Origin of the sequence: Polaribacter sp. L3A8 (genome assembly GCF_009796785.1) — a bacterium.
In the GTDB taxonomy this organism is placed as follows: Bacteria; Bacteroidota; Bacteroidia; order Flavobacteriales; family Flavobacteriaceae; genus Polaribacter.
The window spans coordinates 2808083-2823695 of sequence record NZ_CP047026.1; the positions used below are offsets into that span (position 1 = coordinate 2808083).

Annotated in this window: 10 protein-coding genes and 1 pseudogene; 6 read left to right on the forward strand and 5 right to left on the reverse strand. The window is 28.4% G+C overall.

The features are described 5' to 3' along the window. The first annotated feature begins 230 nt into the window (after window positions 1-230). The gene (locus tag GQR92_RS11280; protein ID WP_158839584.1) at window positions 231-1118 is read left to right on the forward strand and encodes an AraC family transcriptional regulator; all 888 of its coding nucleotides are present in this window, start codon (window positions 231-233) and stop codon (window positions 1116-1118) included. A 432-nt stretch (window positions 1119-1550) separates the two neighbouring features. Here GQR92_RS11280 and GQR92_RS11285 read toward each other — a convergent pair whose 3' ends face one another. After that, window positions 1551-4148 carry a T9SS type A sorting domain-containing protein gene (locus GQR92_RS11285; protein ID WP_158839586.1) on the reverse strand — a complete coding sequence of 866 codons (2598 nt, stop codon included), beginning with the start codon at window positions 4146-4148 and terminating at the stop codon, window positions 1551-1553. Between the two features lie 952 nt (window positions 4149-5100). Further along, on the reverse strand, window positions 5101-5961 hold the full coding sequence (locus GQR92_RS11290; protein WP_158839588.1) for a T9SS type A sorting domain-containing protein: 861 nt from the start codon (window positions 5959-5961) through the stop codon (window positions 5101-5103). 571 nt (window positions 5962-6532) lie between these two features. On the opposite strand from GQR92_RS11290, the pseudogene GQR92_RS11295 reads away from it, so the two are divergent. Further along, window positions 6533-6742, forward strand: a pseudogene (locus tag GQR92_RS11295) (IS1595 family transposase); the annotation flags it as partial. A 25-nt stretch (window positions 6743-6767) separates the two neighbouring features. Here the strand turns inward: GQR92_RS11295 and GQR92_RS11300 are convergent. Next, entirely contained in the window at window positions 6768-8120 is a 1353-nt protein-coding gene (locus tag GQR92_RS11300) for an FG-GAP repeat domain-containing protein (RefSeq protein ID WP_158839590.1), read from the reverse strand. A gap of 2 nt (window positions 8121-8122) precedes the next feature. Then, a complete protein-coding gene (locus GQR92_RS11305) occupies window positions 8123-8512 on the reverse strand; it encodes a c-type cytochrome (RefSeq protein ID WP_158839592.1) in 390 nt (129 codons plus the stop codon). A gap of 145 nt (window positions 8513-8657) precedes the next feature. Here GQR92_RS11305 and GQR92_RS11310 point away from each other — a divergent pair, with 145 nt between their 5' ends. From GQR92_RS11310 to GQR92_RS11325, 4 genes are all read left to right on the forward strand, one after another. Next, window positions 8658-10475, forward strand: coding sequence for a tetratricopeptide repeat protein (locus GQR92_RS11310; RefSeq protein ID WP_158839594.1), 1818 nt, complete (start codon window positions 8658-8660; stop codon window positions 10473-10475). Window positions 10476-10496: 21 nt separating this feature from the next. Further along, window positions 10497-11261, forward strand: a complete 765-nt coding sequence (locus GQR92_RS11315) for a 3-keto-disaccharide hydrolase (RefSeq protein WP_158839597.1) — start codon at window positions 10497-10499, stop codon at window positions 11259-11261. Window positions 11262-11405: 144 nt separating this feature from the next. Further along, window positions 11406-13088 carry a GH39 family glycosyl hydrolase gene (locus tag GQR92_RS11320; RefSeq protein ID WP_158839599.1) on the forward strand — a complete coding sequence of 561 codons (1683 nt, stop codon included), beginning with the start codon at window positions 11406-11408 and terminating at the stop codon, window positions 13086-13088. Window positions 13089-14228: 1140 nt separating this feature from the next. Next, window positions 14229-14378, forward strand: a complete 150-nt coding sequence (locus GQR92_RS11325) for a hypothetical protein (protein ID WP_158839601.1) — start codon at window positions 14229-14231, stop codon at window positions 14376-14378. Window positions 14379-14475: 97 nt separating this feature from the next. Here GQR92_RS11325 and GQR92_RS11330 read toward each other — a convergent pair whose 3' ends face one another. Next, window positions 14476-15609 carry a DUF5627 domain-containing protein gene (locus GQR92_RS11330; protein WP_158839603.1) on the reverse strand — a complete coding sequence of 378 codons (1134 nt, stop codon included), beginning with the start codon at window positions 15607-15609 and terminating at the stop codon, window positions 14476-14478. Between the last annotated feature and the right edge of the window lie 4 nt (window positions 15610-15613).

The following is a 15613-nucleotide window of genomic DNA, read 5'->3' on the forward strand; positions in this document are numbered from 1 at the left end:
AAATAAAATAGACGAAAATATTAAAAATATAGATAAAAACACTTAGGTAAAAAAAATATTTATTTCACAAAAACCTTCATAGATACCTAAATTAAGGGTTTTTTTTTAATTAAAAAAGACCAACTAAATTAAATAGTATAATTTATGGATTTAATCACTTTAAAAAAAAAGCATATATTTACAAATAAACTACCATTTAAAATGAATAAAAATTAAAAGTAAATTTTACTATGGATACAACTGCTTTAAGAGAAGGCTTTTTGGGACAGAAATTAATTTCATTACCAAAATCTATAATTAGTATTGCAAAAAACAACCCTATTACTAAAAATTTTTATATTACTGATTTAGGTCATTATCCAAAAGCAAATAATCATTATAGACGAAGAAAAAAAGGGTCTACTGAATATATTTTGATATATTGTACCAAAGGGCAAGGCGAAATTATTTTAGATGATGTAAAATATATAATTTCTCCTAATGAATTTTTCATAATACCAAAAAAAGTTAAGCATGAATACAGAGCAGATGAATCTGATCCATGGACAATTTATTGGTTTCATTTTAATGGAGTTCTAGCTAAAGAATTATTTAATAGATATAAAGCTACAGATGCTAAAAATTATAAAAACACACCTTTTTCAAAAGAAAAAATAACATTGTTTGAAAAAATTTTTAATCTTTTTGATCATAATAATTTAGAAAATCAAATAGAGTATGCAAATTTATTAAGTTTAAGTTTTATTAGTACTTTTATCTACCAAGATTCAGATTTTAAAGTAAACAGAAGCGATAATGATAACGTTATCAATTCTATTAAAAATTTCTTGTTAGATAATTTGGATAAAAATTTTACTTTAGATGAAGTTGCAAACAAATTTAATTATTCAAAATCTTACTTGCACACAAAATTTAAATCAAACACAGGCTACCCAATAATGGTATTTTTTAATCTTAAAAAAACTCAAAAAGCTTGTGAGTATCTAAATTATACAGATTTAAGCATTAAGGAAATTAGCTACAAAATTGGCTTTGAAGATCCGTTATATTTTTCTAGAATATTTAAAAATTTCATGGGTAAATCACCAAGAAATTACAAAAAAAGTCAAATAAAGTAATATTTTTCAAGAATCTAAAAGGGTATTTTTTTTAGAACTATTAATAAAATTTATAACATTATCTTAATTAGAAATCTTCACTAACTTTCTAAACAAAAACGCTGCAAACGCCTGAATTACAATTATTTTATCTAAAACACCTGCACTAAAATAATTATAACTATTTAATGGATTATATTAAAGATTCCCCTAACATATATGTTAAATAAATATTCTTAGTAACCATCCTCACCGTTTTTTTTTGGCACCATCTTTAATAAATGATACCGAATATGCAAACCTATAGAAGTACATATCTATAAACTCTTTCTTGCAAGAATCTTCATTAATAATAACTTATGGTGTATACAATTATGGTTATTGTTAATCAGTATAAAACATAAATTTGCCTAAGAAGTTTAGCTAAAGATTATCAAAAGAAAACAATTATTTTTATTCTTTTAAAATTTTAACAAAAGCTGGTTTTTCTAAAAATATTTTAGCTAAATAAATACCTGAAGCTTCATTTTTTAGAGAAAGTTGAATTTGACCACCTACAACTTTGTATTTACTATTTGTAATTAACCTACCTGCTTCTGTATAAATATGCACTAAAACATCTTTTGAAGCATTAGGCACAGGTACTTTAAAATTTCCAGAAGTTGGGTTTGGAAATGCTTTAACGGATTCTGTTTCGTTTATAACATTATTATTTATAGACAAAGAGCTAACGTCTATTTTAAAATCGAAAACACCACTTCCATAAGTAGTAAATCTTACGATATCTTTAGACTTAATATACTGTACATCTGTAAAGCTTGTTAATTCAGGCACATCATCTCCATTCATTTCAAACCATTTATCTTCTTCTGTAGAATATACCCAGATTCCACTAAAATTACAAGCAGCAAATATAAATTTTCCTGAAGGAGCTACTGTAAAATCCATAATTTCATTAACATTAAGACCAATATTGTGGTTGGTGAATGTTATACCACCATCTTTAGAAATTAAAAAAATGTTGCCTTTACCTGTATAATACACTGTAGACTCATCTGCAGGACTTCCTTTTATAACCTGTCTTTGCTTTGTATGCTTATCTGTTTGACCAGGCATAGTGCCAGCATAAGTTGTTTCTGTAAAAGTTGTACCACCATCTGTTGAATAGAAAAATTCTCCAGTTTTTAAACCAACATACCACCTATTTGTATTTACTGGAGAGTAATTAAAACTTACTGCAGATCCTGGAAAAGTATAAGGATGAATTGTTCTAATTAAAGTACTACCATTATAAGTAATCTTTTCTAATTTATTTTGACCAGAAGGAATATAAATAGCATCCTCATTATTGTCTGGTGAAGGAATCATGCTTGTTGCCCACCAATTTCCATAATAGTTTTTCCCAACAACAGTGCCATAATTACCTCCATTAGTTGTGCTTGCTCTTCCTATTCTACCATACCAATACCAAAACCAAACTGAAGATTCATTTTTAGATAAAGCGACTCTAAAAACATCTGTATTCGCTTCTCTTGCAGTTTCATAATATCCGTTTTGAGATGGTGTTCCAGAAAAACTCTGTGAACCCCTATCTTGATTTGCTACGTATATTTTATCGTGAATTTCACTGGTAACAGCATCATAAGAAAGCATATTAGGGCTTCCTCTATTAATACTTTTCCAAGAACTCCAATCAGATGGATCTGTGGTGTAATAACTACCAAAATGAAATCCTGAAAAGGTAAAACTACCTCCATCTTCTTTATCATAAATTCTAAAATGTTCTAAATCCCAAACATAAGTTCCTGGACTTAAACGATGATTATTTCCTGCAAAACTAGCTCCAAAGTTTTGAGAAATAAATAAATCTATAAATCCTTTAAAAACAATATTTGGTTTTGTAGGATGCATTTCCACTATATTTCTGTCATTGGTATTATTTGTATGTTCCCAAGTTTCTCCTTCGTCTTTTGAATAATATATATTCTTGTTTCCACTACTTACATAAAAATAATAAACCCCACCAACTAAAGCTCCATGTAAGGTGTCTACTCCTGTAAAAGTTTGTGTTGGTTCTTTTATGATACTAAATTCACTCTCTCCTGCTTCCAGTTTAAAAATAAATATTTTCGAATCACTTTTTCTCCTAACAAAAGCGTAAATACTATTGTCATTATGAGGTTTAAGAGTATTAACCTCAAAAGAACTTCTAGAAAACTTATACCTAGATTCTCTATAATTTAAGCCGTAATCATCTGAAATAAAAAGTTTATCAAAACCAGAGTTGCCTTCAAAATTACCTCCATGAGCAACAACCCTTCTTCCTGTTGGCGTTTTCACAACATGCGTTTTAAAGTTTAATGAATTTTGAAATAAGGCTCCATTGGCTGTTGTCCAAGTTCTACCTTCATCATCAGAAAACTCCATACCCCCATTTGATTGTTGATTTACAAGACGAAAACTATTATCTGGTAAATTAACACCACTTAAAACTAAACCTCTAAAATTTAAACTACTATTTCCTAAAAAATTTCGCTTATGATTTCTAAGAGACCATTTTACTTGTTTAGTATCATCAATTTTATAGAGGTGACCTGGTCTAGAAAGTACATACACCTCTTCGTTAACAGGGTCGTAAACAGAACCAAGTGCATCCGAACCACCTTCAGTATAACCTGGTCCTACATTTGATGACATATGTAAATATTTTTGCGCCCAACTTCCATTAATTCTCTTATTTGCATAAGAATAACTTGGTAAATTAGAAAAATATTCTATTTCTCTATTTGGCTTTTTCTTACTGTAATCTGTAAACTGATTGCCAGAAACTTTTAGCTCTTCCCTCCAATTTGCGTAGTCTTTCAAGTCTTTTTCTTCTAATTTAGCAGGATCAAATGGTGGTGGTTGGGGAAACATAATTTTTGGCCTCCCTTTCTTTTCTTTATACTCAAAGTTAGCATCTGTACTATTGTTACTTTCTGGTAAATTATAATATATAAGTGATGTTATTACAATTATAACAAGTGATAGTATTAAGGTACTTTTTTTCATAATGAATTATATTTTTAAATTTTATAAATCTAATTGATGTATTAAAAACACTAATTATACTTTAAAAAAAAATCGTTTTTATTAAACAATTGAGTCAAAAAATGATAATTCCAAATTTAAAATTAACTAAGTAGAAAAATATAGATATAATAACTTAAAAAATAGATAATAACATTTAAAAGAAGTTTTAACAAGGCTCTACAAACCCATATAATTAGTGTTTTAAAAATACTTTGAGAAAAGCAGAATCAACAAACTATGTTTATCCTTTAGAGACAACAGGATTAAAGATTACTTAGACTTCCTAATCAGTTTATTCGATTTTATGAAAGATAACTTTAATAAAAAACCTTTTTTCTTTGTTGAATAAAATTGACCTAAAATCTAACTCTTTAATTATAAATATTAAATTTCTTCAATTAGGTTTTTTTAATTTTTAGTTTTTTTGCTGTGGTAGTTTTTTGATAATTTGAGATATTCCAATCTTTAGAAGTAATATGTATGGACTACCTTGTAAATTTGTGACTATTTTTTTAAGCTACATTTTTAATAATTCCCCTCAATTTTATTTCCCTTCATCATTCAACTTATACTTTTTGGAAATATTTTTTAAGAAACTTTCGGATACTTTAAGAAGAAAATTACCAGTAATTTCATTGGATGATAAATCTTGAGAACCTCCATTACCAGATACTTTTTGAAATGCAAAAAGTGTACTAGTTTCTTCATCAAAAAAAATAGAGTATTCATTAACTCCTTTTATTTTAATAATTTTATAACTCAGGCCAAAGCTTGCTAAGACGTTTATTATAAGCTTCTTTTTCTCCTTTATTTAATTTCATTTTAAAAGCTAATCTTTGTATAAGATTAAATTAATAAAAAAAATCATTCTAACTTTTAATAAAAAAAGTTAGAATGATTTAAAAAAATATTTTATAATTCTAAATAAAACTTATTCCTTTATTATTTTTTTAGAGAATTTTTCACCATTTACACCAACCATTTTTAAAATATATAAACCAGTTGATAACGAAGTTACATTAAGATTAATATCTCCGTTTGAATTACTAACTGTTTTCGATAACACTTTATTACCTAAAACAGAATATATAGAAATTTGCTTCACTTTAGATGTAGCACCTTTAACTGTTAATTGGTTATTAGATGTATAAACAGAAAATGCATCTAAACCAAAAGTATTAACACTTGCTACTGCAGCTTCTATAAGATGGTATTGAATTACATCAATACCTCCTCCATCGAATTGCACAGGGTCTCCTGCTGCAGATGGAATTATACCATATCTTGAATTAGTTCCCCATGGTGTTTGTAAAAATAATGCATTGTTTCCATCTGATGGGTTACTTCCTGTTGAGTCAGCAAGTCCGTCTGCATTAACTTTAGTTTTTCTTCTTTGAAACTGGTCTTTACCACTCCAATCACCAACTTCAACCTCTTTTGGAAGTCTTTTTTCAACAGTAAGAGTATAAGTTGGATGATCTGCTTCTACACCAGATGTAGTCATTGTCCAGTCAATTCCGCCTGCCTTTGAAGTAATTTCCACCAATCCTGGAGAAGCAGGAGTTCTATGTACTGCTATGTACCAAACTTGTGCTGCATTATTGTCAGGTAATTCTTCTGCCCAAACTAAAGCACCAGTAGCTCCATCAATTGTCATATAAAGATTAGTATCCAAACCCGATGTTGAAATTTTATAAGAACCGCTTGTGGTATATAATGCTTGCCCTTGCACTATTGTTGCGCTAAAAAATACAACAGCTAATAAAGTTAATTTAAGTAATTGTTTTTTCATAATAATAAATTTAAATGTTAATAATGGTTACAATATATAATATAAACCAATTACAAGTATCCTGCTCTCACCTGCTTTTAGCTTTTAGTTATAACCAAAAAATAGCTTTTTAACTGTATTAACTTCAGTCTTTAACCTGTTGCGCTTAGGGTGATCATGTAAAAAAGTTGTACACCCTGTTAAATAACAGTAAATTGTAGTTATCTCATAATAATTTAAAGAGGCACAATTTTCAAACAAATTACAACAAAATTCTTTAAGTATTAAATAGTATTGAACCAATAAGTTGCTTTTTAGTTTAAATCTGCAAACCTAAATCACCAGATAATGAGTTAATTGCTATAAACCTAACCTCTAAATATATAGATATAGACAGCAAATCTCAGTTGTTTAGAATTTTACCTTTATCATTACTCAACAAAATAGAACGTTCTGTTTATAATAGAAGAAAACGTAAATTATTTTATGCTCAAGATCAAATTCGTAAAAAATTAGTTTAATACTTTCACAAATTTGAACACTATTTTATTGAAGATAGTATGCCATTCGAAGTCTGCAAATTAGCGAGAGATTTAGAAGTAAGATCTTAATGATTCATCAAGTGAAATCTTGGATAAGAACAACCCATTATTGGATAAGTGACTTTAATCTAAATAGAAATTTTAATGAATTCTGTGTTAGAATTAATCGATCACAAAGTAAAGCAACAATATTCAATAACTTAATAATTAAAATGGTTGAAAACGATAAAGTAGAACATCACAAAATTATTTGTAACTAACTACTGACTTTTAAATATGTTTATTTTATTCTCCTTTATTCATCCAAAGAGTAACTCGTGCTAATTTGTCAAAAGGAGGGTAGACATATATGCCACCTGTTACCATATCCATATGTCCATCGTTATTAAAATCACCTAGTTCTAATGTAATTAAGTGTGTTGGAGATTTAGCAATAGTGTGTTTTTTAAAATTATTTTTACCATCATTTTCAAGTAATACTAAGCTTTCTGCGGTTGGTTTATCCCAATAGTTAAAGCCACTTACAACTAAAATATCTTCATCATTATCTTTATCAATATCAGTAGTTCTTGCACTAAAAGCACCAGGGAAATTAATTATAGGATGATATTTAAACTTTAAATCACCTAAGTTTTCTAGCCATTGTACCCCATGCCAAGGTCTTGGTAAAGGAGGCAGGTAATCGAAAGCATCTCCATTTGTATATAAAATATCTGGTTTTCCGTCTTTATTTATATCAGAAATTGAAATACCACTAGATCCATAATCTTCATTATTAGAACCCCATAATTGTTTAGGTGTAAAGTTGCCTTTTCCATCATTTTCAAAACAATATATTTTTTCCCATTCTTGGGTAACTAGAGAAATAATATCTAAATCATTATCAAAATCAATGTCTATTAATTCTACATTTATTGGGCCAGAAAGATTTTGTAAAGGGTGATTTTTAAAGGTCCAATTCCCTAAGTTTTCTATCCAAGAAGTTTCTCCGTCATCATAACCAAATTGTGCAACAGCTATATCTATATCTCCATCACCATCTAAATCTCCTGCTCTTACATCTGCAGCACGCGATATGTTTTCAATAACAATTCGCTTTGAAAAATTATTTTCCCCATCATTTTCAAGAACAACTATAGAACCTATTTTGTCATTGCTTGGAAAAAGCATACCAAGAAGAGCAACAATTAAATCCTGATCCCCATCATTATCAAAATCAAAAACCTGAACATGAGCAGGTGCTTTAATATTATCTGCAACTATTTTTTCTGTAAATATACCTTTTGGATGTTGCGTAATTATTGATATCGTGTTATTCTTTATATCGCATACTACAACATCTAACAAATTATCTTGGTTAATATCACCAACAGCAAGATTTGATATTTGCGGAGGCTCTTCAAATGAATTACCAATAGCGATTGGTGTAAATTTTTTATCAATATTTTTTAATAATTTATTTTCAACTTGTGCTTCATTTTTTTGTTGTTCAATATCATTCTTACTTTGACCTTTGTTTTTACAATTAATAAGTAAAACCGAAATGCAGCAAAGAAAAAGTATGGTATTTACTTTTCGAATTATACGTTTTTTAGGTTTTAATTTTTTTGTTGATAAATAAATTTTATTGTTTAACATAATTATTTTTCTTGTGATTTATTGTTCATATTTATTAGGTAATTAGTAATGCAATCAACTTCAATACTCGTAAGGCTAGGTTTTGGCATTTTATTGCTCTTAAACAATAGAGATTTTTCGTAATCGGGGTCTATAATTGATTTTTTAATATAGTTACTGTCAATTATAATAGCGTATTCTTTACCATTTCTAATTACTTGCTTTTTAGTTCCTAAAATGAAATTTAAAGAAGGGCCATAAAGTTTATCTTTAGATAAAGAATGGCAGGTGGTGCAGCCAACAGAAGTAAATAATTCTCGTCCTTTTTGTATTTTTTCTAAATTAATTTTTTCTGTCGAATCTTTACATCCTAAAACCAAAGAAGAAACAATTAAAAGTAAAAAATACATCATTATTTTGTTAGGGTACAACATAAGTTTCGGTTTCAATAAAAATAGAGTATAAAAGTAAGGGAATTTAAAAAATTAGGATTGTTATTTCTTATTTTATTTATGTTGATAAAGGTTTTTGCTATTTTAGCAAATCAATAAAATTGAAATGAATAGAAAAAATAAATTTTTTAGTGTTTCGTTTATCCTTGTTTTAGGTTTATCATACTTAGTAATCACTAATTATATTAATAATAAATATGCTAATAGATTACCTGCTGTTCCAGATTTAAAAGAAACTTCAATAATATTTCAAAAATATATTACAAATGTTAATGCAAATACTCTAAACAAAGCGTCTGCTGCTAACCTTGGAGAGTTGGGAATGGTTTATCATGCTAATAATTATTTTGAAGAAGCTGAAACTTGTTACCAATTAGCTATTGAACGAGATTCTAAAGTATGGAAATGGAGTTATTATTTGGGATGTTTAAAAAGAGAACTTAGTGATTCTGAAAATGCTATAAAGTATTTTAATAATGTTTTAGATATCCAACCCAATCAGTATTTGGCTTTGTTTTATAAAGCTGAAGCATATAACCAAATTGGGGAGACTGCTAAATTTGAGAAAATACTTAAAAGCCTTTCCGGAATGGATAAGAAATTTTTTGAGTTAAAGAACTCAAAAAGAACTTCATATTTTTCACTTCCAGTCTATGCTCGTTTAGAATTAGCAAAACTTAATATTAATATTGGTAAGCTTGAATTAGCCGAAAATCAATTAAAAGAATTGATTTCTAATGAAATTTCTTTTGGACCTGCTTATAAACAATTAAGTGTTATTTATGCACAAAAAGGGGATCAAAAATTGAGTAAGTATTATTCAGATCGATCTAAAGATTTAGAAGATTACACTCCGCCTGCAGATCCTTTGTTGGATACGTTGTGCTATTATTCTAGATCTGAAACCTATCTATTAAAACAAATTGAAGATGCGATTAGAAATAGTAATTTAGATTGGGCATTAGAGTTGGTCAATCTTGGTTTAAGAAATATTCCAGAGAGTAAATATGTGCTTTCTAAAGCTGTTAGACTTTATTTGTCTATGAATATGGCAAGAAGAACAGTGCCTTATTTAGATAAGCATCTAGAAGGTTTTAAAGAGGATTATAAAGAGTTAGTAGATGTTGGAAAAGGATTGTCTAATTATGGTTTGAAAAATTCAGCCCAAAAGTACTTCTTAGCTGCTGAAAAAAATGAAAATGAAAAACCAGCAACTAAATCTCGATTAGCAGGAATATATTTTGAAAGGTTAGGTATGAAGGAGAAAGCTTTTGAATTAATGAATGATTTATTAAAGCAGTACCCAAATGATCCTGCTGTAATCGGTGGAGCTACAGCTTTATCAATTCAAAATGGAGATATGTTAAATGCAAATAAATATTTATCAACACTAAAGAAACTTGATTCTAAAAATCCACGTATAAATGTTTTTAAAGGATTAATAGCTAAGAATATTGGAGATACAAAAGGAGTGATAAAGTATTATGAACTTGCTTTTAAAGACGTCCCAGATCAGGCATTTATAATTAACTACCTTTCTGATTATTATAGAAAGAATAAAATGTGGAAAGAACTTGCTGATTTATATGAAACCGCTTTAAATTTTTCTCCAAACAACCCAAACCTCCAAGAAGGATATGGTTCTTTTTTAATTAATTGTCCAAATAAAAAAATGCGTAATCCTAAGCAAGCTAGAGAGTTTAGTGAGAGAGCGTTAATAAATTTTAGATCTAATGTGCAAGTACAAGTTGCTGCTGGTCAATCTTTAGCGATGTCTTATTTTCAATTAAATGAAAGAGGTAAAGCTTTGTATTATATTCATAAGACAATACAAGTTGCTAAAAGCACTCGTTTTTCTATGGATTATATAGCAAATCTTGAAGGTATGTTAAGAGAGTTTCAAAAAGTTGTTACTTCAAATTAATAACAGACTAAATTAACCACAATGAATAGAATTTTATATTATAGTTTATTTACTTGTTTTGTAATAAGTTTTTTAGCCTGTGGGCATAAAAGCGATAGCGGTTTTATATCCATTTTTAATGGTAAAAATTTAGACGGATGGAAAGGAGACGCTAATTATTGGTCGATTAAAGACGGAATTTTAGTAGGTGAAGTTACTCCAGAAACCATTTTAAAAAGAAATACTTTTATCATTTATGAAAAAGAACAACCTTCTAATTTTGAATTGAAATTAGAATATAGAATTTCTAAATCTGGTAATAGTGGTGTCAATTACAGAAGTGAAATTATTAAAGATTTTCCTTTTGCGTTAAGAGGATATCAATGTGATATTGATGGTGAAAAAAGATATACAGGGCAAAATTATGAAGAAAAAAAACGAACTACTTTAGCATATATTGGTGAAAAAGTAATTGTTAAAAAAATGCCAGATAGCATTCCTTTTAGTAATTTAAGAAAAAATGTAAAAAGAAATTGTTGGCAAACAAGAGAGGTTGTAACTTCTTTAGGTGAAAAAAAAGAACTAAAAGCTTATATCAAAGAAAATGATTGGAATACTATACATCTTATTGTAAAAGACAATCGTTTGCAACATTTTGTAAATGGTGTTTTAATGAGTGATGTTACTGATTTAGACACTCAAAATAGAAGTATTAAAGGTTATATTGGAGTACAAGTACACGTAGGCCCACCTATGAAAGTTGAATATAAAAACATTAAACTAAAATCTTTAGAAAAAAGAGGTTAGAAATTCTTTCTTAAGATTTTAAACTCAATGAAAACTGGTGAAAGAGTAAGTTCGCTTAAAATTATTTTTTCTTTTTCCCCTAAAGTACAGGATACTTAAATAAAATGAGTATGGTAATTTTATTTGATTATAATAAATCATTTTATGAAAAAAACAAATAGTAAGTTATTAATAGTACTTATTTTATCATTTATAAGTCTAACAATTATTTCTTGTTCCAAAGAAGAAGTAATTGATGAAATTGAAGAAGTTGAAGAAACCGAAGAGGTTAAAGATCCTGTTGATGACCCAAATGTAATAGATTTAAGTGCAATTGATACTGATAAAATTGTAAGTGTAAATACGAGTTCTTTTGAGGGAGTATTTTATAATTTTTGGTCAACAAGACCAATGATAAACCAAACTAGGTTTAATGGGGCTAATTTTAGAAATACTATAAACAGCATAAAATCGTATGTAAAAAGTTACAATATGGTTAGAATGATGGGGGGTAGAAATGATGATTTAAATACTTTTTATCAAGGAGTAGATAGTTCTGGTAAAATTATCACCAATTTTAGTGGCTTAATTTCTAGTTTACGAAACTTTAGGTTAACAGGTTTTAAACCAAGAATTGTATTAGACAATGTGCCTTGGGAAATGAGTTTGCCAAAAATAAAGGATACCTATGGTAACTCTAAACCACCAAATGATTATGGTATTTGGAGGCAATATGTAAATGCATATATGCAAGCTTTGGTAGATGAGTTTGGAATGTCAGAAGTTAAAACTTGGCGTTTTAGAATTGCAACAGAACCAAATTATACGCCTAATCACTGGAGGGGAACAAAAATGGAGTTTTTTAAACACTATGATATTACAGTAGATGAAGTATTAAAAGTAATACCAGATGCCATTGTTGGTCCTGGAAATTTATTAACAGAAGGGGTTGCAACATATACTACAGAATTAATAGATCATTGTGCAACAGGTACAAATTATGCAACGGGTAAAGTAGGTACAAAAATGGATTTCTTTGCACTTTCTTACTATGAGAAATTAGATAAAAAAGAGGTAAGATTTGAAGATGTAGTGAAACCCTATAGAGATAAATTAAATAGCTACTCACAATTCAGTAATATTCCTTTTGATATTCAAGAATTTGGAATTTTAAGAGGTGATAATGGTGTAAGGGGCTTAAGTTTAAGTGATGGAACTGAGTTGGGAGCTAGTTGGTATGCAACTATTGCAGCATTGGCTTATAAATATAATGTAACTGAAATTTATGATTGGGGACAAGAACTAGAAGCTAGTGATTTACCAACAGGAAGAAGAAGTGTTACAGAAATGTTTTTAAAACTAGAAGGAGGTAACAGAATGTTTACATCAGAAAATTTATCAGGCTTTTCAGGGGTAATTCCCGTGTCTAAAGATGGTAAAATCTATATGTTAGTATACAACCATAATACTACTAGAAATAGTACAAATTCTAAAACTATTTATCCAAAATTAGAAGGAAGTCAGATTTCCAATACAACTAACTGGAAAATGAATGAATGGACTATAGATAAAGAAAATACAACTATTATGCACGAACTATACAAAGATATAAGAAATGCAGGTGTAGCAGAAAAAACAGACGGACGTATTTATGGTGACAGACCTTCTGACCGTTTTGAAGATGGATGGAAAAATGTTTTAAGTAGCAATTTATCTAAGTATGAGAATCTGTCTAAATTGTCATTAACTAGAGAAGGTGTTGTTGTAGGTAAAAAAGACGGATACCTTGCTTTAAAAGTAGAATTGGCACCTCATTCAGTTAAGTTAATAGAATTAATACCACAGTAATCTATATTTGAATTAATTACTACTAAAAAGGTCGGTTTAAAATATTGAATCGACCTTTTTAAATTTACTTTTTTGGCCTCTTTACTTTTCAGAATTTTTATTAATAAAAGCTAAAAATATTTTTTTATGTCATCTAGTTCCTTGCACTAAACTATTATTTATGTTAGCAACAGTAATCAAATATAAAATAATACCATTTACTATTATTTATTTCACATAAAAAGAATTTAAGTTATTATGATTACTAACAATAGATTTAATTGTTTCAGTTTCTATTTTCGTTACAAAATTAGCCAATCCTTCATTTATTTGTTTTAAATTTTTAAAGCATTTGTTATTGTACCTATCTTTAATGTATTTCCATACTTATTTGAAAGAATTTAGTTCTGGAGTATATGGTGTAATATTTAGTAGCTGAATATTATCTAGGATTTTTATATTTTTAGTAGCATGAAATCTAACAATAACAACGATTTTATATACATTGAATCTGTGAATTGATAATTGTTTCAAATAAATTTTAAAAAACTTTGACAGTTACTCTTTCTATCTCACAAACGATAGCATCGCCATCGATAGGAGAATAACTTCCATAGAGATATGTGTTTTTAAATTCTTGCTTAAAATCAACAATTGGAGAGATTCCTTTAGCCGTAATCATACTTACGATATAGGTTATTAAACCAAACCTAACTTCATCTTGGAAATAGAGATTTACTGTTGGGTATTTATCTTTATTTAGGCTAGTTATAACTTGATTTAAGCAACTAAGTAAGTTTTAAAAATAGGCCTTGGCTTGCTCTTTTTGTTTGATATAAGATTTTCTTGGACATTAAATTTTCGTACCAAAAAAATCTATCATATAAAGTCTAAATGTGTTGTAATTTATAGGTATTCCATAAGTTTGTTTAACCTAACGCAGTGCTTAAACATAGCTTAAAAAACCTTATTTTGGCTTGTTTAAACGCAATTCAAAACCTTTATAAATCAGTTTTCGAACTTATATAGTTCGTTGTTACTTTTGTTTAACTGGAATAACCATTGCTAATATTCCTTCAGATTTATAGGCTTTTAAACAGGTTTCCATACTTCTAACACTATAACCTAAAAATAAAGCTAATTAACTTCTAGTACTAAAAAGTGCTGTTTTTATGTAAATTAGAGATTGAATACGAATTACATTCTTGGGATTGGATTGCGAACGGAGTAAGTAACTTAATTATAAAACCTCTTCGTTTACTATTAAAATTGATTGTTGTGGCAGATATAAATATGCCAATTATTTATTAAAAAATCGTATAACGTGTAAATTAAGTGATCATAAATCATTAAAGACCCTTCACTATATCTATAATGAAGGGTCTTTAAAATATTAAATAAATTTAAATTATTTTTTTTCTAAATCAATAATAAATTCTTCAAACTTAACATTTCTATCTCTCATTACTATGGTATCTTTAACGGTATGCACCAAATTTAGTGTTGTTCTAGAAACCACCGTACCAAATACCTTTTGCTCAACAATTTCTTGATCATCGAACGTATAGTCAAGGTAAATTACATCTCGTTTTTCACCTCCCCATTCATCTCCATCTTCAACCCATTTTCCTGTACCAGTAACAGTTTGATTATCTCCATCAACAGGAGCAACCGTAATATCTCCACTATCGTTAACTTGTATATTTATTGATAAATCTGTATCACTAGAAATACTACCTCTTTTAATTAGGTTTGTAGTAGTAACTTGGTTTCTACCACTAGTATTTAAAGTAATTAATTCATCTTGTTCAACATAGGGAGCGTGATACACAATAGTTTCGTCTATATTCGTTGTTTCTGTTTGATTAGATGATACTGTAAACTCTTCTGAAGTTCCTACAATTTTATCTGCACCACGACGTAAATGAATACCTGTATATTTATTTATAAATTTGATACCAAATAATGTATAATCTTTAGGTAAAATTTCCCAATCATCTGCTTTTATACTAATTGGGTTATCAATAAATGGAATACCCGTTAACAAAGAATCTAATCCTTCAAAATTTGTAATTTTTAAAGGGATTACATAATGCACATCGTTTTCTCCTGCAAAAGATAAAGGATCGTCAAAGAAAGCATCATTAAGTTGTACAGGAATACGACCTTTAATAGAACCTGCAGGAATAGTTACAGGACTTTCTTGTTCTATAGTATAATATGATGCTGGTAAAACCTTTACATTCACAGTATCTAAGCCTAAAGCAGCTGCATCTATTAATCCTGGGGCTAGTTCGAAACCAACTTTTCTATCTTTCGTATTTTCATATACCCCAGACATTGTAACACCTATTTCAAATCTACCTTTGTTGTCATTATCATTAAACCCTAAATCATACTTTCCTTGTATAAGTGATCGTACAGGGGTTTGAAATGGAAAATATACGGAAGTTGAGCCAAAGTCGTCAAATGAATTTTCCTGGTTTTCGCAAGCCATAAAAGCCAGTGCGAAAGCAAATAGTATTATTAATTTATTTTTCATTTTT